19 protein-coding genes are annotated in these 16,305 nt (G+C 65.5%); 5 read left to right on the top strand and 14 right to left on the bottom strand.

The window, feature by feature from the left end; translation table 11 throughout:
• Position 1: 1 nt before the first annotated feature.
• The 3 genes from CLU94_RS03030 to CLU94_RS03020 all read left to right on the top strand — a co-directional run bounded on the left by CLU94_RS03030 (position 2) and on the right by CLU94_RS03020 (position 3,623).
• A complete protein-coding gene (locus tag CLU94_RS03030) occupies positions 2-469 on the top strand; it encodes a (2Fe-2S)-binding protein (RefSeq protein ID WP_034782880.1) in 468 nt (155 codons plus the stop codon).
• Positions 462-2,780, top strand: coding sequence for a xanthine dehydrogenase family protein molybdopterin-binding subunit (locus tag CLU94_RS03025; RefSeq protein ID WP_099664547.1), 2,319 nt, complete (start codon positions 462-464; stop codon positions 2,778-2,780). The genes CLU94_RS03030 and CLU94_RS03025 overlap by 8 nt, the downstream gene beginning before the upstream one ends.
• 177 nt (positions 2,781-2,957) lie before the next feature.
• Positions 2,958-3,623: a dienelactone hydrolase family protein gene (locus CLU94_RS03020; protein WP_077402643.1), complete on the top strand. Its 666-nt coding sequence runs from the start codon at positions 2,958-2,960 to the stop codon at positions 3,621-3,623.
• Positions 3,624-3,632: 9 nt separating this feature from the next.
• Here CLU94_RS03020 and fghA read toward each other — a convergent pair whose 3' ends face one another.
• The 10 genes from fghA to CLU94_RS28305 all read right to left on the bottom strand — a co-directional run bounded on the left by fghA (position 3,633) and on the right by CLU94_RS28305 (position 10,615).
• Positions 3,633-4,499, bottom strand: coding sequence for an S-formylglutathione hydrolase (gene fghA / locus CLU94_RS03015; RefSeq protein WP_099664546.1), 867 nt, complete (start codon positions 4,497-4,499; stop codon positions 3,633-3,635).
• Between the two features lie 72 nt (positions 4,500-4,571).
• Positions 4,572-5,075 carry a hypothetical protein gene (locus CLU94_RS03010; RefSeq protein WP_099664545.1) on the bottom strand — a complete coding sequence of 168 codons (504 nt, stop codon included), beginning with the start codon at positions 5,073-5,075 and terminating at the stop codon, positions 4,572-4,574.
• A gap of 35 nt (positions 5,076-5,110) precedes the next feature.
• On the bottom strand, positions 5,111-5,974 hold the full coding sequence (locus CLU94_RS03005) for an NAD-dependent protein deacetylase (RefSeq protein ID WP_099664544.1): 864 nt from the start codon (positions 5,972-5,974) through the stop codon (positions 5,111-5,113).
• Between the two features lie 48 nt (positions 5,975-6,022).
• Positions 6,023-6,694 carry a signal peptidase I gene (lepB, locus tag CLU94_RS03000; protein ID WP_099664543.1) on the bottom strand — a complete coding sequence of 224 codons (672 nt, stop codon included), beginning with the start codon at positions 6,692-6,694 and terminating at the stop codon, positions 6,023-6,025.
• Between the two features lie 160 nt (positions 6,695-6,854).
• Positions 6,855-7,097 (bottom strand): hypothetical protein, encoded by a 243-nt coding sequence (locus CLU94_RS02995; protein ID WP_099664542.1) that lies wholly within the window; start codon positions 7,095-7,097, stop codon positions 6,855-6,857.
• Entirely contained in the window at positions 7,094-7,345 is a 252-nt protein-coding gene (locus CLU94_RS02990; protein WP_099664541.1) for a hypothetical protein, read from the bottom strand. The genes CLU94_RS02995 and CLU94_RS02990 overlap by 4 nt, the downstream gene beginning before the upstream one ends.
• Positions 7,346-7,471: 126 nt before the next feature.
• Positions 7,472-9,070, bottom strand: coding sequence for an oleate hydratase (locus tag CLU94_RS02985; protein ID WP_099668137.1), 1,599 nt, complete (start codon positions 9,068-9,070; stop codon positions 7,472-7,474).
• Positions 9,071-9,179: 109 nt separating this feature from the next.
• Positions 9,180-9,719, bottom strand: coding sequence for a GNAT family N-acetyltransferase (locus CLU94_RS02980; RefSeq protein ID WP_180278577.1), 540 nt, complete (start codon positions 9,717-9,719; stop codon positions 9,180-9,182).
• 32 nt (positions 9,720-9,751) lie between these two features.
• Positions 9,752-10,336 carry a DinB family protein gene (locus CLU94_RS02975; RefSeq protein WP_099664539.1) on the bottom strand — a complete coding sequence of 195 codons (585 nt, stop codon included), beginning with the start codon at positions 10,334-10,336 and terminating at the stop codon, positions 9,752-9,754.
• A gap of 3 nt (positions 10,337-10,339) precedes the next feature.
• Complete coding sequence (locus CLU94_RS28305) at positions 10,340-10,615, bottom strand: hypothetical protein (protein ID WP_180278576.1); 276 nt, start codon at positions 10,613-10,615, stop codon at positions 10,340-10,342.
• Here CLU94_RS28305 and CLU94_RS02970 point away from each other — a divergent pair.
• Positions 10,575-11,492 carry an HDOD domain-containing protein gene (locus CLU94_RS02970; protein WP_180278575.1) on the top strand — a complete coding sequence of 306 codons (918 nt, stop codon included), beginning with the start codon at positions 10,575-10,577 and terminating at the stop codon, positions 11,490-11,492. The two genes, CLU94_RS28305 and CLU94_RS02970, sit on opposite strands and share 41 nt — an antisense overlap.
• A gap of 300 nt (positions 11,493-11,792) precedes the next feature.
• A complete protein-coding gene (locus CLU94_RS02965; RefSeq protein WP_180278574.1) occupies positions 11,793-13,061 on the top strand; it encodes an alpha/beta hydrolase in 1,269 nt (422 codons plus the stop codon).
• On the opposite strand, the gene CLU94_RS02960 is transcribed toward CLU94_RS02965, so the two are convergent.
• The 4 genes from CLU94_RS02960 to CLU94_RS02945 are packed head-to-tail and all read right to left on the bottom strand — an operon-like array spanning position 13,058 to position 16,289.
• The gene (locus CLU94_RS02960; RefSeq protein ID WP_099664536.1) at positions 13,058-13,759 is read right to left on the bottom strand and encodes an ABC transporter ATP-binding protein; all 702 of its coding nucleotides are present in this window, start codon (positions 13,757-13,759) and stop codon (positions 13,058-13,060) included. The genes CLU94_RS02965 and CLU94_RS02960 overlap by 4 nt on opposite strands.
• A complete protein-coding gene (locus CLU94_RS02955; RefSeq protein WP_099664535.1) occupies positions 13,752-14,465 on the bottom strand; it encodes an ABC transporter ATP-binding protein in 714 nt (237 codons plus the stop codon). Before CLU94_RS02955 ends, CLU94_RS02960 begins: the two co-directional genes overlap by 8 nt.
• The gene (locus CLU94_RS02950; RefSeq protein WP_099664534.1) at positions 14,458-15,420 is read right to left on the bottom strand and encodes a branched-chain amino acid ABC transporter permease; all 963 of its coding nucleotides are present in this window, start codon (positions 15,418-15,420) and stop codon (positions 14,458-14,460) included. The genes CLU94_RS02955 and CLU94_RS02950 overlap by 8 nt, the downstream gene beginning before the upstream one ends.
• Positions 15,417-16,289 (bottom strand): branched-chain amino acid ABC transporter permease, encoded by an 873-nt coding sequence (locus tag CLU94_RS02945; RefSeq protein ID WP_035817692.1) that lies wholly within the window; start codon positions 16,287-16,289, stop codon positions 15,417-15,419. The genes CLU94_RS02950 and CLU94_RS02945 overlap by 4 nt, the downstream gene beginning before the upstream one ends.
• Positions 16,290-16,305 lie beyond the last annotated feature (16 nt).

Here is a 16,305-nt window from a genome sequence, read left to right as displayed (position 1 = left end):
TATGTATAACATTACCGTGAATGGCCAGCCCTTCGGCACCGAGACCGACGCCGAGACGCCCCTGCTGTGGGTGTTGCGCGATGAAGTCAACTTGAAGGGTACGAAGTTTGGCTGCGGCATCGGCATGTGCGGCGCCTGCACCGTGCACGTGGATGGCCGCGCCATGCGTTCGTGCATCACGCCGATTGCCGCCGTGGCCGGCTGCGCCATCACCACCATCGAAGGCCTCTCGCCCGATGGCACGCATCCTTTGCAGCGGGCGTGGCTGGCCACGCAGGCGCCCCAGTGCGGCTATTGCCAGTCGGGCCAGATCATGCAGGCGGCCACCTTGTTGAAAGATTATCCGCAGCCGACGGATGCGAATATCGATGCCGTCATGAGCGGCAACCTGTGTCGCTGCATGGCGTATGTGCGCATCCGCAAGGCCATCAAGCTGGCGGCCGGCATGCAGGAGGCGCCTGGTGTTTAAGTTGCCGAAAGAAAATTCTGCTGCCCGTCCCAGCTCGTTGGGCCGGCGCGGTTTCCTGATCGCCGCCGCCGGCACGGGGTTTACTTTGGCCTTCCTGCGCGCCGACAGTTCCCTGGCCGACAGCAAGGTGGCACGCGTGCCGCCTGCCAAGCCGGCCGCGCCCGTGTTCGACCCCAGCATCTGGTTCCAGATCGGCCGCGATGGCATGATCACCGTCAATATCGCCAAGGCGGAAATGGGCCAGCATATTGGTACGGCCCTGGCGCGCATCGTCGCCGAAGAGCTGGAAGCGGACTGGAGCAAGATACGCCTGCATTACGTGGACACGGACCCGAAATGGGGCTTGATGGTGACGGGCGGCAGCTGGTCCGTCTGGCAGAATTTCGACCCGCTCAGCCGTGCTGGCGCGGCCGGGCGCCTGGCGCTGGTCGAGGAGGGCGCGCGCCTGCTGCGCGTGCCCGTGTCCGCCTGCCACGCCAGGCTGGGCGTCGTGCACGGCCGGGGACGGTCGATCAGCTATGGCGACATCGTGCGCCGTGGCAAGCTGGCGCGCCAGTACACGCCGGAGCAATTGAAAGCCATCGTGCTGAAAACGCCGCAGCAGCGCAGCCTGATCGGCCAGCACGTGCAGGCGCTGGACATCCCCGCGAAAATCAATGGCGCGGCCGTGTACGGCATCGATGCGCACGTCGAGGGCATGCTGTATGCGCGCCCGAAGATCCCGCCCACGCGCTACGGCGCGAAAGTGGTGTCCATCGATGATGCGGCCGCGAAAAAGGTCAAGGGCTACCTGCGTTCGTTCGCCTTGCAAGATCCCAGCGGCACGGTGCCCGGCTGGGTCATGGTGGTGGCCGAAACGTATGCGGCCGCCGTGCGCGCGGCCGACCTGGTGCAAGTGAAATGGCGGGCCGGCGCGGCGGCCCACGTGGCGGAGCAGGATATCCTCAACTACGCCACCAAGCAGCTGGCCGATGCCAGCCTGGGCGCGCGCGTGGTCGATGATGATGGCGTGGAGCAAGCGTTCAAGGATGCCAGCCTGCAACTGGAGCGCCACTACACGACCAGCACCGTGCTGCATTTCCAGCTGGAACCCGTGAATGCCCTGGCGCAGGAAATCGACGGCGTCTGGCACATTCATGCGGGCAACCAGTGGCAATCGTTGATCCTGCCCGTGCTGGCGCAAGCGCTGAAGGTGCCGGAGAGCAAGGTCATGCTGCACACCTATCTGCTCGGCGGCGGTTTCGGGCGGCGCCTGAATGGCGATTATTGCGTGCCGGCCGCCCTGGCGGCGCAAGCCGTGGGGCGCCCCGTCAAGATGATCTGCACGCGGGCCGACGATGCCCGCTTCGATTCGCCCCGTTCGCCGTCCGTGCAGCATGTGCGCATGGCGTTCGACGACGCGGGCAAGGTGTCGGCGATGGTGCACGAGGCCAGCGCCGGCTGGCCCACGCAAGCCATGATCCCCGCCTTCCTGGCCAAGGATAAGCAGGGCCATCCGTATGACCCGTTCGCCATCGCCGGTGCCGACCACTGGTATGCGGTGGGCGCGCAGCGCGTGCGGGCCGTGTCGAACGACCTGGCCAACAGCAGTTTCCGCCCCGGCTGGCTGCGCTCCGTGGGTCCCGGCTGGACGAATTGGGCTGTGGAAAGTTTCATGGACGAGGCGGCGCAGGCGGCCAAGGTCGATCCGCTGGCGTTCCGCCTGTCCTTGCTGCAGGCGTCGGGCCGCAATGGGGGCAGTGCGCCGAACGCCGTCGGCGGCGCTGCGCGCCTGGCCCACGTGCTGCAGCGCGTGGCGGACAAGGCGGGCTGGGGCAAGGCCATGCCGCCCGACACGGGCCTGGGCATCGCCGCCACGTTCGGCCAGGAACGTGACATGCCCACCTGGACGGCTTGCGTCGCCCGGGTCAAGGTGGACCGCAGCACTTGCATGGTGAAAGTCGAAAAATTGTTCATGGTGATCGATGCGGGCAGCATCGTCGACCCCGATGGCGCGCTGGCGCAGGCGGAAGGGGGCGCCCTGTGGGGCGTGAGCATGGCCTTGCATGAGGGCACGGCTTTCCTGAACGGCGAAGTGAAGGATACCAACCTGAATACCTACACGCCCCTGCGCATGGCCGACGTGCCCGAGCTCGACATCGAATTCGTTGCCAGCACGCATACGGCGACGGGCATGGGCGAACCGCCCACGACGGCCGTGGCGCCGGCCATCGGCAACGCCATCTTCGCCGCCGTGGCGTCGCGCGTGCGGCATTTGCCGATCCGCCCGGAAGCCGTGCTGAAGGGGCTGGACCGGCACGGCGCCGTATAGTCCTGCCTTGCCGGTGACGATGCGTGAACGGCTGCGCAGGAATGGCCGCGGGCTGCTACACTGAAGTTGGCCGCCCGGGGCGCGCAGGCTGTCCCCGGCCCGGCAAGATCAGCGTAAAATCAGCGTACAGCTTGACTTCAGCTTTAGCTTGATCCCAGCTCGATTGCGGAGGCAACCATGCAAGAACAATTTGTCAGCATTACGGCCGATGAACTTCAAATGGATGGCGTGCTTGAAATGCCCGAACGGCCGGTGGGCATCGTCCTGTTTGCCCACGGCGCAGGCGCCGACAGCGACTACCTGGGCGCTTCCAGTCACGCCACTTCCCAGGATTTTTTGCGAGCGGGCATCGCCACGCTGCGCTTCGACCAGGGCGGCGTCGAGCCTGGCGGCGGCAGCAATGGCCACGCGTATTTCGTGCGCAGCGATATCGTGCTGCTGGCGCGCCAGCTGGAAAAAGCCCTGGGCTGGCTGCAGCTCGACCCGTCCACGCGGCGCTTGCCCTGCGGCCTGTATGGCTATGGCACCAGCGCGGCCGTCGTGATGCAGCTGGCGGCCTGGCGCAGCGCGGAAATCGCCGCGCTGGCCGTGTGCGATGGCCAGGTGGAAATGGCCGGCAAGGCGGCGCTGGAAAACGTGCGCGTGCCGTCGCTGCTGATCGTGGGCGGGCGCGACCCCGACGTGGCTGGCCTGAACCGCATGGCGTTCGCCACCTTGCGCTGCGACAAACAATTGGAACAGATCGCCGCCCCTGGCGGCCCCGACACGCGCCACCAGGCCGCCTTGCTGGCCACGGACTGGTACACGCGCCATTTCAACGGGCATACCAGCACGGCGCAGTAGCGCAGCGGCTCAGGCGGCGCGCAAGTTCTTCGCATGGAAGCGTACGTGCTCTTCCATGAAGCTGGCGATGAAGTAATAGCCGTGGTCGTAGCCGGCATGGCGGCGCAGCTGCAGGGGCTGGCCAGCGTCGCGGCATGCCGCTTCGAAGACGTCGGGGCACAGTTGCTCGGGCAGGAACTTGTCGGCCAGGCCCTGGTCGATCAAGATGCCTTCGGGGAACAGTGGCGGCTGGCCCTGCAGGCCGCGCATCAGCGCGCTGGCGTCGTATTGCTGCCAGCTGGCCTCGTCGCTGCCCAGGTAGCCCGTGAACGCTTTCTTGCCCCACGGACATTGGCTCGGTGCGGCGATGGGGGCGAAGGCGGAAACGGAGCGGAACAGTGCCGGGTTGCGCAAGGCCAGCACCAGTGCGCCGTGGCCGCCCATCGAGTGGCCGAAAATGCCCGTGCGCTGCGCATCGATCGCCAGTTCCTGCTCCAGCAGGGCACGCAATTCCAGGATGTAGCTGTACATGCGGTAGTGGCTGCTCCACGGCGCCTCGGTGGCGTCCACGTAAAAGCCGGCGCCCACGCCGAAATCCCAGGAGTCGCTTTCACCCGCGACGTTCGCGCCACGGGGGCTGGTGTCGGGGGCGATCAGGATCAAGCCTTCTTCCGCGGCCACGCGCTGCGCGCCGCCCTTGATCATGAACGTTTCTTCCGTGCAAGTCAGACCCGCCAGGTAAAACAGGGCGGGGCGCTTGGTGCTGACTGCGGCGCCTGGCGCCATGTCGGGAATGAAGGCCGAGAAACGCATGGGCAAGCCGATGGCTTGCGCGTCGTGGCGATAAAAGCGTTGTACTCCGCCAAAACAGGCGTGTTCACTCAACAGTTCCAGCATGAATTCTCCTCGTTAATCTCACAGTATAGCCAGAGTGGGGGAGCGCTGTCATGGGCGGGCGCCGGAGGCGCGTCACCACTTGCAGCCGCTGTCGCCCGTCGCGCCTTTCAGCAGGAAGGGCAGCTTGGCCAGGCCGGTGAATTCCACATTGCCTAGCCGTGGCTTGTAATCGTTGTCACACCTGGGCCGCGCGGCGCTGGTGATGGCTTGCGCCATCTTGTTGCTGGTTGTCAATGCTGGCCCGGCGAGGGATGGCCCCTCCTGGCGCGCCGCTTCCCTGGCCTGGCGTTTCAAGGCGTCAAGATCGAGCGCAGCGGGCGGTGGCAATGCTGCGGCGTCGGCAGCGGGCGCGGGCATTGCTGCTGGCGCTGGCGTGATGGCCACGGCATGCCGGGGTCGCGCCTGGCTTTTTGAGACGGCTGGCGGCAGGGGGCGCGCGGGCCGCGCTACGGGGGCCAAAAACAGCATTTGCATGCTGCGCTGCGGCAGCAAAGGGGGGGCCGGAAGCTTGTTTGAACGCAGTACTTGCCACAGCAGCACATGCAGCAGCACGGCGATGCCGGCACCGGCCAGCATGCGTGCCGATCCGCGTGGCAGCGGCAGGGACCGCATCAATCCAGCATGGCCGCGAGGAGCGGCAGGGTATCTTGCGCCGGCGCTTCCGTCTTGAAGGCCAGCAAATGGTCGGCGCGCGTCTTGCCCAGGTTGATGGCGGCCACGGGCTTGCCCGTTTCGGCCGCCATGCGGCACAGACGAAAACTGGAATACACCATGACGGACGAGCCCACCACCAGCAGGGCGCCAGCTTCCATCATTTTGCGCTCGGCTTCGGCCGCGCAGGCGGCGGGTACGCCATCGCCGAAAAACACCACGTCCGGCTGCAGGGTGCCGCCGCAGCGGGGGCAGACGGGCAGGTGGAAGGTGGCCAGCTGCGACGGCTCCAGCAAGGCGTCGCCATCGGGCGCCGGCGTGGCCGTGGCGACCAGCAGCTGCGGATTGTCGTGTTCGAGCTGATCCTGGATCAGGCGGCGCGTGTGGCGAGCCCGGCAATCGAGACAGACCACGCCATGTATGCTGCCGTGCAACTCCGTGACGGCGGTATTGCCCGCTTGCTGATGCAGTCCATCCACGTTTTGCGTGACCAGGCCGCCTATTCTCCCGCGCCGGGCCAGTTGCGCGATGGCCAGGTGGCCGGGATTCGGCGTAGCGCGCGCCAGGGTTGGCCAGCCGACCATGCTGCGCGCCCAGTAGCGGCGGCGCACGGCTTCCTGGCGGCGAAAATCGGGACCTTGCATGGGCGCATTGCCGCGCCGCACACCTTGCGTGTCGCGGTAATCGGGTATGCCGGACGCCGTGCTGATACCGGCGCCCGTCAGCAGCAGCACGTCGGGATGGCGCCGCAGGAACTGCGTCAGCTGATCGAGGGCAAGATCGTCGCTGGCGGACCGCAGGCTGGCTGAGGGAAAATTTTGCATGATGCGCCATGCTAACCGAAAAGCATGGCGCCGTTGCAGGAGGGATGTTTATTCCAGCTTCATGCCGAAGCGCTGCAGCCGCGGCTGCCAATGCTCCTGGATATTGGCCGACACGAGGATGCGCTCGGCCTTTCCGATCAGCAACGCGCGCGGCACGAAGCCGAAGTAGCGCGAGTCGGCGCTGTTGTCGCGGTTATCGCCCAGCATGAGAAAATGGTCGGCCGGCACCGTCACGGGGCCAAAGCTGCGCGCCGCGCCCGCGATTTGCGGCAAGACCTGGATGCTGTGCTGCTCGGTCTGGTTGCGTTCATTGATGCGTTGCGCCGTCAGCTGGCCCACGTGGGCGACGGTTTCAGGGGCCGTGTCGAGCGCTGTGTACTGGGCGGGCTGGCCATTGATGACCAGCTGCTCATCGCGCATTTCCACCGTGTCGCCGGGCAGGGCGATGATGCGCTTGATCAGGCGCGTGCCGTCTTTCGGCGAGGAAAAGGTGACGATGTCGCCCCGCTGCGGTTCGCCCAGGCGCTGCAGCACGATATCGGTGAGCGGCACTTTCAGGTTGAAGGCGAGGCGGTTGACGAAGACCACGTCGCCTTCGAGCAGGTTGGGGCGCATCGACGCCGACGGGATGGGATTCCAGTCCGCCACGGCCGTGCGGAACACGCCGAACAGCAGGAGGAACATCAAAAAACCTTTGTTGGCGCGCATCCATGTGCTCATGTCGGCTCTTTCGCTGGGCAGTGCCCGTGAGGGTGAAGGGAAGCGCCATTGCTGCTGGCGCCATATCACGATGCACGGCAAGGCTGAAGCCAGTCTTAAATCAACGCAGGCGCGGCCGATGGCGTGACCATTGTTGCGTGCACTCATCACTATGCCGGTTTCAGGGATGCCGGCACGGCGCATGCGTGTCGTCGCCGTTGCGCCGGCGCTTGCCGTGCATTTCGTCCCACAGCTCGCCGAGCGCCACCAGCAAGCCGCCAGCCACGAAGGGGATCGCCACCAGCCAGGGAATACTGTCGAGCCATGGACCCAGCAGGATGGCCGAGGCCACGGCGATGACGATGGCGCTGCACCAGAAGCGGCGCGGATGCCGGAGCGTGAACAGGTAGTGAAGGTCGTTCATAAATCCTCCTTGGTGAGCAGACGGAACAGCCGGGCGGCCAGAATGCTGCTGACGGCGATGACGATGCAGCCATCCAGGAAAAACAGCACCTTGCCCACCAGGTGCATGCCCTGTACGAGGTAGACGGGCAATTCCTGCGCTTCCGCCCACTGCGTCATGCGTGCCAGCACGATGGCGGCGGCAAAGATGGCGACGGCCAATGCCAGCACCAGCAGCACATGTTCGAACAGGCGTAGCCGCACTTTCATGTTGGACTTTGCAAGATAGATAAGATTCCCGAACCTTGACGTTATCAGTCCATTATCACGGTGCCTTGCGCTGCCACAAAGTCGCGGACGATAGGAGGAAAACGGCATTGACGTCCGGGAATGCGGCTACTTGAAGGCCTTGATGACGGCGTCCAGCTTGACCTTCAGCGACTTGTCGTGCGCGTGGATGGCCGGCACTTCGCGCTGCACGCCCAGCAGCTGGTAGACGGCCGTTTGCGCCGCGCGCACCGAGTATTCCACGGTGAAGACGACATCGTCGGCGATTTCCACGAACTGGCTGACGAAGGCCAGGTTGACGGAGTTGGCCGGCACGGGCAGGGGGCGGTCGCTCTTTGCGCGGGGCATGAACATGCTGGTGATGTACGGCATGCGGCAGGGAATGCAGTTCGCCGTGGCCATGAACTCGAGGTCGAAGTTCAGGTGGCCGCACAGCTCGCGCAGGATATCTTCGCCGCTGCAGTCGGACATGGGCTTGGCGACGAAGTTGCCGATGCGGTCTGGGTGCAGCGCATAGCCCCAGAATACTTGCACGCCCGCGGGCTGGCCGGCGAAATGGGGCTGGTGCGCCAGCACGATGGACATGAGCCAGTTGCTGTCCTTGAAGGTGACGAGGCCGCCCGTGCCCGCGCTGTTGCCCGTGAAGCGCTCCATCCTGTCAAAGAAGGCGCCGTCCTTCAAGGTGACCGTGTACGAGGCCCAGTAGGATTCGGGGATGCTGCTGTTGAAGGCGGCGGGACGGCCCAGTTGCGAGCGTCCCTCGGCCAGCTTTTCCCACAGGCGCCAGCCATGGCTGTCGTGCTTCGTGCGCCTGGCCGGCGCGCGGTGCATGCTGCCATAGCTGGACGCATCCGTCATCGAGGCATTCTGGAAAAACACCAGGTCGTCCGCGGCGACGGGGACCACGTCGGCCAGGCCGCGGCGCTGGCAGGCAATGGCGGTAGCGCTCAGGCGGCCATCGGATTCTTGCACCTCGATATCGGTCACCGTGCAATCCATGATGAGGTTCACGCCTTGCGCCTGCAGCCAGGCGACCAGCGGGCGCACCAGCGAATCGTACTGGTTGTAGACGGTGCGCTTGACGCCGGCCAGGGTTTCGATGCGCGAAAACTCCAGCATGAAGCGGTGCAGGTAGCGCTTGAATTCGACGGCGCTGTGCCAGGGCTGGAAGGCGAACGTGGTGGCCCACATGGTCCAGAACCGGGTGTCGAAGAATGCGGGCGAGAGCCAGTCCGTGATGGCGCCGCTGCCCAGCGTGTCTTCGTCCGCTTCCGCCAGCTTCAGCAATTCCAGCCTGTCCTGCATGGAAAAGCCCATGCTGCTGACGTCGACCTTGAAACGGTTGCGGTCGACCAGGCGCGCGCGCGAGTGGGGAAGGTGCAGTTCGTTGAAGGCGACGGTTTCGTCGTAGACGCTCTGGCCCGCATGCTCGAGCGAGGGGATGCTCTTGAACAAGTCCCAGGTGCACTCGTAATTGTCGGTGGTCAGCATGCGCCCGCCGCGCAGGGTATAGCCATCTTCGGCATTGCCGCCGCCGTCGAGGCTGCCCCCGGTCACGGGCGACGCTTCGAAAATGGTGATGTTGCTGCCTTGCATGCCGCCGTCGCGTATCATGAAGGCGGCCGCGGCCAGCGAGCCGATGCCGCCGCCGACGAGGTAGGCTTTCTTGTCTGTATTGCGCATGTTGTTCCCTGAGTGTGAGTGCATCCGCGTGCGCGAAAGGCTGGCAAGCGACATGGCCGACGCCGCGCCATATTTGCCTATTTTACAACATCAGGTAAGGGCTGCCTGCTTTATGGAGCAGTTGCTCGGTTTTTCAGGCGCCCGCGTGTTCCTTGCGCCGTTCAAAGTACAGCAAGTCCGACCAGGCATCCTGGAAGCGCATGGCTTTTTCCGAGCGGCCATACTGGTGAAAGCCGTTGCGCTGCATGACGGCGACCGAGCCCAGGTTTTGCGGCCGCGCCGTCGCTTCCACGCGCCACAGGTCCAGCGTGCCGAAAGCCTCTTCCAGCAGCAGGGCCACCACGCGCGTGGCGTAGCCGCGTCCGCCGAACCGTTCGCCGATGCGGTAGCCGAGCGTCGCCTTGTTGAAATAGGGGCGCGTGACGGCCGTCAAGTTGACCCGGCCGATGATTTGCCCATCCAGTTTGGCCAGATACTGGTAGGCGAGATCCTGCTGGCGTTCGCGCTGCGCCTGCTCGATGGCGGCGGCGATGGCTTCCTGGTGGTAATAGGATGGCGCGCGCGCCGTGACCCAGCTTTCAAAGTACGCGCGGTTTTCCAGTTCGAAGGCCAGCAAGGCGGGAAGGTCGGCGCTGGAGGGGGCGAACAACTGAAGGCGGTCGAGGTCTGGCATGGGATCGTGTGGGAGCATGAGCGAGGCAGGCGTCAACGCGCTCCCCAGACGTCGTCCTCCGTCCACCCCAGTTCCACAAAATCCTGCGCCCGCTCGCCCGCTTCGCCGGCGCAATAGAATTCGTCGAGCTGGGGCGGCGCGATGCGCGTGCCGGCCAGCATGGCGTGCACTTGCCCCCGGTGGTGGATCTGGTGCTGGAACAAATGCGCGAGCATGCGCTGGCGCGTGTCCACTTGCGGCGTGTCGCGCAGGATCGTCACGGGCCGCGCCAGGTCGGCGTCGCACAGGCTGCGGCAGTGGGCGATCAGGCGCGCGTCAGACGCATGCTGGGCCGCCTGCAGCGTGGCGCAGTCGGTAAATGGCTCGTCCTGTTCAAAGAAGGCATAGCAGTCGGCATGCGGCGCCTCGCCGCGCAGCTCGCGCTCCAGCGCGTCGAGATAAAACCAGTCGCATGTGAGGATGTGGTTCAGGGTGAACTGGATGGTGGGGAAAAAACTGACGCGCGTCGCCTGGAATTCGGCCAGATTTAGCTCGCCGCAGGCTTTCAGCAGGCGGTGGTTGCTCCAGGCGTTGTTGTACGCCTGGGTGGTGACGTAGCGGGCCAGCATGTTGCTCATGATTTACCTTGCAAAGAGGGGAAACTGCGAGAGCGCCACTGTAGCACTTTGCGGCAGGTGGACCAAGGCGGCCACGCCCATCGCACCGGCACGGCTGTCATCAAGTAAAATCGCGCAGCGGATGTCGCGATAGTGATGCATATAGGGCTGGAAAAGCAAAATGGGTTGGATAGGAAAATTACTGAACGGCGGCGAAAAAAGCAAGCTTGCGCCAGTCACGGCAGCGGCGGCGCCCGAGATGACACGGCAGCCAGCCACCATCACCGAAATCGATGCCATCTACTACCGCTGGCTGGCGGCCGCGGGTTCGGCGCAGGCGACAGCGCAGGCCGAACAGCAGATTCTGGATGAATTGACGCGCCTGGCCAGTGAACCGATCGCCGGCGCCGCGCTGGTGCCGCGCATCCCGGCCATCATTCCGCAGTTGATGCGTACCTTGCAAAATGAAAACATGAGCGCGGCCGAGCTGTCGCGCCAGCTGGCCCAGGACGTGCCGCTGGTCGCCGAGGTCTACCGCGAAGCGAACCGGCCCCGCTACCATTCGCGCTACAACGCCAGCCCGTCGATCAACAATATGGAAGGCGCCATCATGCTGCTCGGGCAAAACGGCATGCGCATGCTGCTCGCCCGCGTCGCCTTCCGCCCCATCGTCAGCATGCAAAGCGGCGGGTTGACCATACGCACGGCGCCGCTGATCTGGCGCCAGTCCGAGAAATGCGCGCTGGCGGCCAACCTGGTCGCGCCCGCAATGCAGGCCAACGCCTTCGACGCCTATCTGGCGGGGCTGATGGCCAATGTGGGCCTGGTGGTGGCGTTCCGCCTGATCGACCAGATGCACGCGCCCGATGCCTTCCCGCAATCGGACGCCTTCATTGCCCAGGTGTTTGCGCAAGCGCGCATCTTGTCGGTACGGATCGCCGAATTATGGGAGTTTCCCGAGTCCGTGACCCGCGCGATCGGGCAGGCCGGCGCCGATGACCACGCCGATCCGCAGGCGCAAGCGCTGGCGCTGGGCGATCGCTTGAGCAAGCTGCGCATGCTGGTCGACACTGGCCGCTTTCCTGCCGATGATCCCTTCGTGATGACGGGACTGAGCAAGGCCGAGCTGCAGGTGTTTGACAAGCTGGCCGACGACGAGGACGAGGACGACGAGTGATGGCCGCAGGCCGGTCGAACTGCGCCCCGGCCCGGTAACAGATTCTTGCGGCCAGGGCCGCGATTGCGTGGTAATCTGGCAACTAAATGAGTGGGCAGTGTGCCATTCCATCCTGTCGTACGCCCATGCTGCCGAGGAGGTTCCTTGCTTCCATTTCGCCTTTCCATGCTTGCCGCCGCGTGTTTGGTAACAGCGGCGCAGCCCTGCGCCGCCGCGCCGGACACACTGCCCGTCAAACCGGCCTTCGCAGCGTCCGCCTGCGCAGTGCCGGTGCTGCCCGGCGAAAAGATAGAGTGCGGCATGCTGACCGTACCCGAACATCGGGGCAAGGCCGATAGCCGCGCCATCGCCTTGCCGGTCATGATTTTCCGTAGCGGCGCGGCCACGCCCGCCGCCGATCCCGTCGTGTATCTCCCCGGCGGGCCGGGCTTGAGCAGCATCGACGGGCGCAGCAGCGGCAAAGGCAATCCCTTCCTGCTGGAACGCGACCAGATATTGCTGGAAGGACGCGGCAACAAGCATGCGCAGCCTTCGCTCGCCTGTCCTGAGCTGAACGCGCTGCGGGCGGCGGAGGCCACGCCGGCCGCGCAGACCGAGGCCGTTGCACGCTGCCGCGCCGGGCTGGTGGCGTCCGGCATCGACCTCGATGGCTACACCTCGGCGGAATCGGCGGACGACCTCGACGACCTGCGTCGCCTGCTCGGCATCGCGCAGTGGAACCTGATCGGCTACTCCTACGGCACCCGCCTGGCGCAGACGGTGCTGGCGCGCCATCCCGAGGGCGTGCGCAGCGTGGTGCTCGATTCCGTGCTGCCGGTTGACATCAACTATGACGAAATGGCCGCCGCGCCGCTGCGGCGCGCCATCGACCTGGTCCTCGACGGCTGCGCGACGGAGCCTGCGTGCGACGTGCGCTACCCGGACCTGCGCGGACGCTTGGACGCGCTGCTTGCGCGCGCGGACCGCGACGGCATCGCGGCGCCCGGGCGCGTGCTGCGCCGGCGCGACATCGTCAATGCCCTGGCCGAGGGCTTGCAGCAGCCCGCGCTGATCCCCACCTTGCCTCGCCTGATCAGCGAAGCGGGGCAGGGCCGTCCGCAAGGCTTGCTGCCATTGCTGCGCAGCGCTCCTTCCAGCTTCAACTGGGGACTGCGCCTGTCGATCTGGTGCGGCGAGGAGATGCCGTTCGAGCAGCCCGACCGCATGGCCGCGCAAGTGGCGCCGGCCCTGGGGCTGGGCGGCGCGGATAACCGCACGGCGACGCCGGGGATGTGCGGCGCCTGGCGCGTTGCAGCGGCTGCGGCGCAGGCAAACGATGCCGTGAAAAGCGACGTGCCGGTGCTGATCCTGGCCGGCGAATTCGATCCCGTGACGCCGCCAGCCTGGGGCCGGCGCCTGCTGCGCAGCATGCCCAACGCGCGCTTCGTGCAGATACCGGGCCAGGCGCATGGCGCCATGTTCAACCGCTGCGGCGGACAGCTGACACTGGCATTCCTGCGCGACTCGCGCGCGCCCTTGAACCTCGATTGCGTGGCGAAGATGCCGGGGCTGGTGTTTGCCGCCGATTAGCGCGCAAAGTAGAGCGCATGCAGGTGCTCGAGGTCGACCTCTGAGGCCGCCTGCGACAGCGCCACCTTGCCGCTTTGCATCAGGTAGACGTGATCGGCCACGCCGACGGCGCGCGCCGTGTTCTGCTCGACGAGGATGATGGTGCGCTTGCCGTCGTTCAGGCGCGCGAGGATGTCGAACAGCTCGTTGACCACCAGCGGCGCCAGGCCCAGCGACGGTTCGTCGATGATCAGCAGCGACGGATCCGACATCAAGCCCCGCGCCATGGCCAGCATCTGCGCCTCGCCGCCGGACAGGGACCCTGCCAGCTGCCTGCGGCGCTCGTGCAGGCGCGGGAACATGGCGTAGGCTTCCGCCAGGCGCGCAGGCATGTGGCTGCGGTGCTCCTTCGGAAAGGCGCCCATGATCAGGTTTTCTTCCACGCTCATGTCGCGGAACGTCATGCGCCCCTCGGGTATCATCGTGACCCTCGCGTCGCTCATCTTCCACGTCGGCGTGCCGTTGATGGGCGTGCCATCGAGCGCGATGCTGCCCGCGCCCACGGGCAGCAAGCCCATGATGGCGCGCAGCAGAGTGGTCTTGCCGGCCCCGTTCGGGCCGATGATGGTGGTCAGCTTGCCCTTCTGGATGGACAGCGACACATCCCACAGCACATTGATGGCGCCATAGCCGGCGCGCAGATTCTCTATGTTAAGCATGCGCGGCTCCCGTGTAGCTTTCGATGACGGCCGGGTTGCGGAAGACCGCATCGGGCGTGCCGTCGGCGATCAGCTGGCCGAAATTGAGCACGGCCACGCGCTGGCACAGATTGCTGATGGTTTCGATATCGTGCTCGATCATGACGATGCCCACGCCAAAGGCGGCGTGCAAGTCCTTGAGCATGCCCATGAAACGGCGCTTGCCATTCGTTTCCAGTCCCGCCAGCACTTCGTCGAGCAGCAGCAGTTTCGGGTTCGTCGCCAGCGCCTTGGCCACTTCCAGCGCCTTCAATTCCGTCAGCGCCAGTTCGCTGGCCGCGTCGCGCTGCGCCTTGTCCGCCAGGCTCGTGAAGTCGAGGATTTCATCGATCTTGCGCATGTCCACTTTGCCGGTGCCGAAGCGCTGCGCCACGACGAGGTTTTCGCGCACCGTCAATTCATGCATGGGCTGCGGAATCTGGAAGGTGCGGCCCAGCCCCAGGCGCGCGCGCTGGTACATGGGCGTGGCCATGATGTCGCGCCCCTCGAAGCTGATGCCGCCACTGGTGGGGCGCACCAGGCCGGAAATGGCGTTGAACAGGGTGGTCTTGCCGGCGCCGTTCGCGCCCACCAGGCCGATCACATCGTGGCTGCCCACCTTCAGGGTGACGGAATCGACGGCCGTCAGGCCGCCGAAGCGCACGGACACATTATCGAGTTCAAGCATGTGCTTTTTCCTTCGCTTTGACGAGTTTGCGCAGCAGCGGCAGCAAGCCGTTCGGACTGAAGACGATCATCGCCACCAGCAGCACGCCCAGCACCAGCTGGTGGCCCGTGGGGATCAGCGACTTGAAAATCAGCTGGTCGACCAGGTAGACCACCACGGCGCCCAGCACGGGGCCGAGTATCGTGCGGTAACCGCCGAAGATGGCCGCCACGATGGGCAAGGTCACCCACAGGCTGTTGAAGGCGTAGTCCGGTTCCAGGAAATTGATGTAGTGGGCGTTGAAGGCGCCGAACAGGCCCGCCATGAAGGCCGATACGAGCAGCATGGCGCCTTTCAGCAGGGTGCTGTTGACGCCGACGACGCGCGTGGCGTCTTCGCTGTCGTGCATGGCGCGCAGGGCGATGCCGTAGTGGCTGGCGCGGATGCGGCTGTAGGCAAACGCGCAGCATACCACCAGGGTCAGCACCACCAGGTAGGCGCCTGTCTTGCTGGCCAGGTCGAAGCCGAAGACGGTAGGCAAGGCCGGGATATTGTTGATGCCGCCGGCGCCGCCCGTGACGGAACTCCATTCCGTGGCCAGGATGCGGAAGATGTGGGCGTAGGCGAGGATGGCCAGCGCAAAATACGGCCCGCGCAGGCGCAGCACGGGCAGCATGATGACGGCGGCGATGGCCGCGCCCGCGCCACCGAGCAGCATGGCGGCAAACACGGGCAAGCCCAGTTTTACGGTGGCCAGCGCGGAGACATACGCGCCTACGCCGAAGAAGGCTGCGTGGCCGAAGCTGACCATGCCGCCCAGGTTGCCCAGCAGGGCCCAGGACATGGCCACGCCGCCGATGATCAGGGCCGCCACCACCATGCTCATCACGTACTGGTTGCCGCCCAGTGCCAGCGGCACGGCGATGTACGCGGCCAGCAGCAGGCCCGCCGTGGAAATCAGTGTCGAGCGCTTCATCCGCGCCTCCGTTGTGCGCCGAACAAGCCGTTCGGCATGATGAACAGCACCAGCAGGAACAGCACCATGCCGGACAATTCCTGCAGCGCGGAGCTGGCCAGGGTGACGGTCAGCGCTTCGGCCACGCCCAGCAGCACGGCGGCCAGCAGCACGCCGGGAATGGAACCGATGCCGGCCAATACCGTGATGATGAAGGCTTTCACCGTCAGCGCGCCGCCGTAGGCCGGCTGGATCACGCCATAGCTGAACAGGGCGACGCCCGCGAAGGCGGCCAGGATGCCGGCGACCAGGAAGGACACCAGTTCCGTGCGGCCCGGGTCGATGCCCATCAGCTTGGCCGCGTCGCGGTTGCTGGAGACGGCGCGCACGGCGCGGCCATACCAGCTGGTGGACAGCCAGCGCCACAGCGCCGCCATCAGCACCAGGCTGACGCCAAAGAAAATCACTTCGCTGCGCATGCTGAAAAACGGGCCGATTTCAAACCCTTCCTGCAGCCAGCTCGACGACGTCGAGCGGATGTCGGCCTTCCACACGAGCAGGATGAAATTGGTGAGGATGACGCCGATGCCGTAGGTGAGGATCAGCGAATTGATTTCGCGGTCCTTCTTGATGCGGCTGACGATCAGGTAGACGCCCACGGACGTCAGGCTGACGATCACCAGCGCGATGGGAATGGCGAACATGGGACCGAGTCCCAGGCCCGATTCGACGCTGTAGGCGATGTAGGCGGCTAGCAGCACCAGTTCGCCGTGCGCCAGGTTGATCACTTTCATGGTGCCGAAGACCAGCGCCAGTCCCAGTGCGATCAGGGCGTAGGAGCCGCCCTGCAGCAAGCCCGAATACAGGGCTTGCAAGATTAATTCTGTCATGTCGTCATCCCGTCAG

This window comes from Janthinobacterium sp. 13 (assembly GCF_002749695.1).
Classification (GTDB): domain Bacteria; phylum Pseudomonadota; class Gammaproteobacteria; order Burkholderiales; family Burkholderiaceae_D; genus Janthinobacterium; species Janthinobacterium kumbetense.
This window is presented reverse-complemented; position numbering and strand designations above follow the sequence as displayed.

What these genes read in the sequence shown, in the direction of transcription:
- CLU94_RS02960 (WP_099664536.1), bottom strand. Translation starts at nt 13,759, where the DNA reads ATGCTTAACATAGAGAATCTGCGCGCCGGCTATGGCGCCATCAATGTG.
- CLU94_RS03010 (WP_099664545.1), bottom strand. Translation starts at nt 5,075, where the DNA reads ATGCTGGCCGGTGCCGGCATCGCCGTGCTGCTGCATGTGCTGCTGTGG.
- CLU94_RS03020 (WP_077402643.1), top strand. Translation starts at nt 2,958, where the DNA reads ATGCAAGAACAATTTGTCAGCATTACGGCCGATGAACTTCAAATGGAT.
- CLU94_RS02945 (WP_035817692.1), bottom strand. Translation starts at nt 16,289, where the DNA reads ATGACAGAATTAATCTTGCAAGCCCTGTATTCGGGCTTGCTGCAGGGC.
- CLU94_RS02970 (WP_180278575.1), top strand. Translation starts at nt 10,575, where the DNA reads ATGACACGGCAGCCAGCCACCATCACCGAAATCGATGCCATCTACTAC.
- CLU94_RS02990 (WP_099664541.1), bottom strand. Translation starts at nt 7,345, where the DNA reads ATGAAAGTGCGGCTACGCCTGTTCGAACATGTGCTGCTGGTGCTGGCA.
- CLU94_RS02985 (WP_099668137.1), bottom strand. Translation starts at nt 9,070, where the DNA reads ATGCACTCACACTCAGGGAACAACATGCGCAATACAGACAAGAAAGCC.
- CLU94_RS02995 (WP_099664542.1), bottom strand. Translation starts at nt 7,097, where the DNA reads ATGAACGACCTTCACTACCTGTTCACGCTCCGGCATCCGCGCCGCTTC.
- CLU94_RS03030 (WP_034782880.1), top strand. Translation starts at nt 2, where the DNA reads ATGTATAACATTACCGTGAATGGCCAGCCCTTCGGCACCGAGACCGAC.
- CLU94_RS03005 (WP_099664544.1), bottom strand. Translation starts at nt 5,974, where the DNA reads ATGCAAAATTTTCCCTCAGCCAGCCTGCGGTCCGCCAGCGACGATCTT.
- CLU94_RS02965 (WP_180278574.1), top strand. Translation starts at nt 11,793, where the DNA reads ATGCTGACCGTACCCGAACATCGGGGCAAGGCCGATAGCCGCGCCATC.
- lepB (WP_099664543.1), bottom strand. Translation starts at nt 6,694, where the DNA reads ATGAGCACATGGATGCGCGCCAACAAAGGTTTTTTGATGTTCCTCCTG.
- fghA (WP_099664546.1), bottom strand. Translation starts at nt 4,499, where the DNA reads ATGCTGGAACTGTTGAGTGAACACGCCTGTTTTGGCGGAGTACAACGC.
- CLU94_RS02950 (WP_099664534.1), bottom strand. Translation starts at nt 15,420, where the DNA reads ATGAAGCGCTCGACACTGATTTCCACGGCGGGCCTGCTGCTGGCCGCG.
- CLU94_RS02980 (WP_180278577.1), bottom strand. Translation starts at nt 9,719, where the DNA reads ATGCCAGACCTCGACCGCCTTCAGTTGTTCGCCCCCTCCAGCGCCGAC.
- CLU94_RS02975 (WP_099664539.1), bottom strand. Translation starts at nt 10,336, where the DNA reads ATGAGCAACATGCTGGCCCGCTACGTCACCACCCAGGCGTACAACAAC.
- CLU94_RS28305 (WP_180278576.1), bottom strand. Translation starts at nt 10,615, where the DNA reads ATGGCATCGATTTCGGTGATGGTGGCTGGCTGCCGTGTCATCTCGGGC.
- CLU94_RS02955 (WP_099664535.1), bottom strand. Translation starts at nt 14,465, where the DNA reads ATGCTTGAACTCGATAATGTGTCCGTGCGCTTCGGCGGCCTGACGGCC.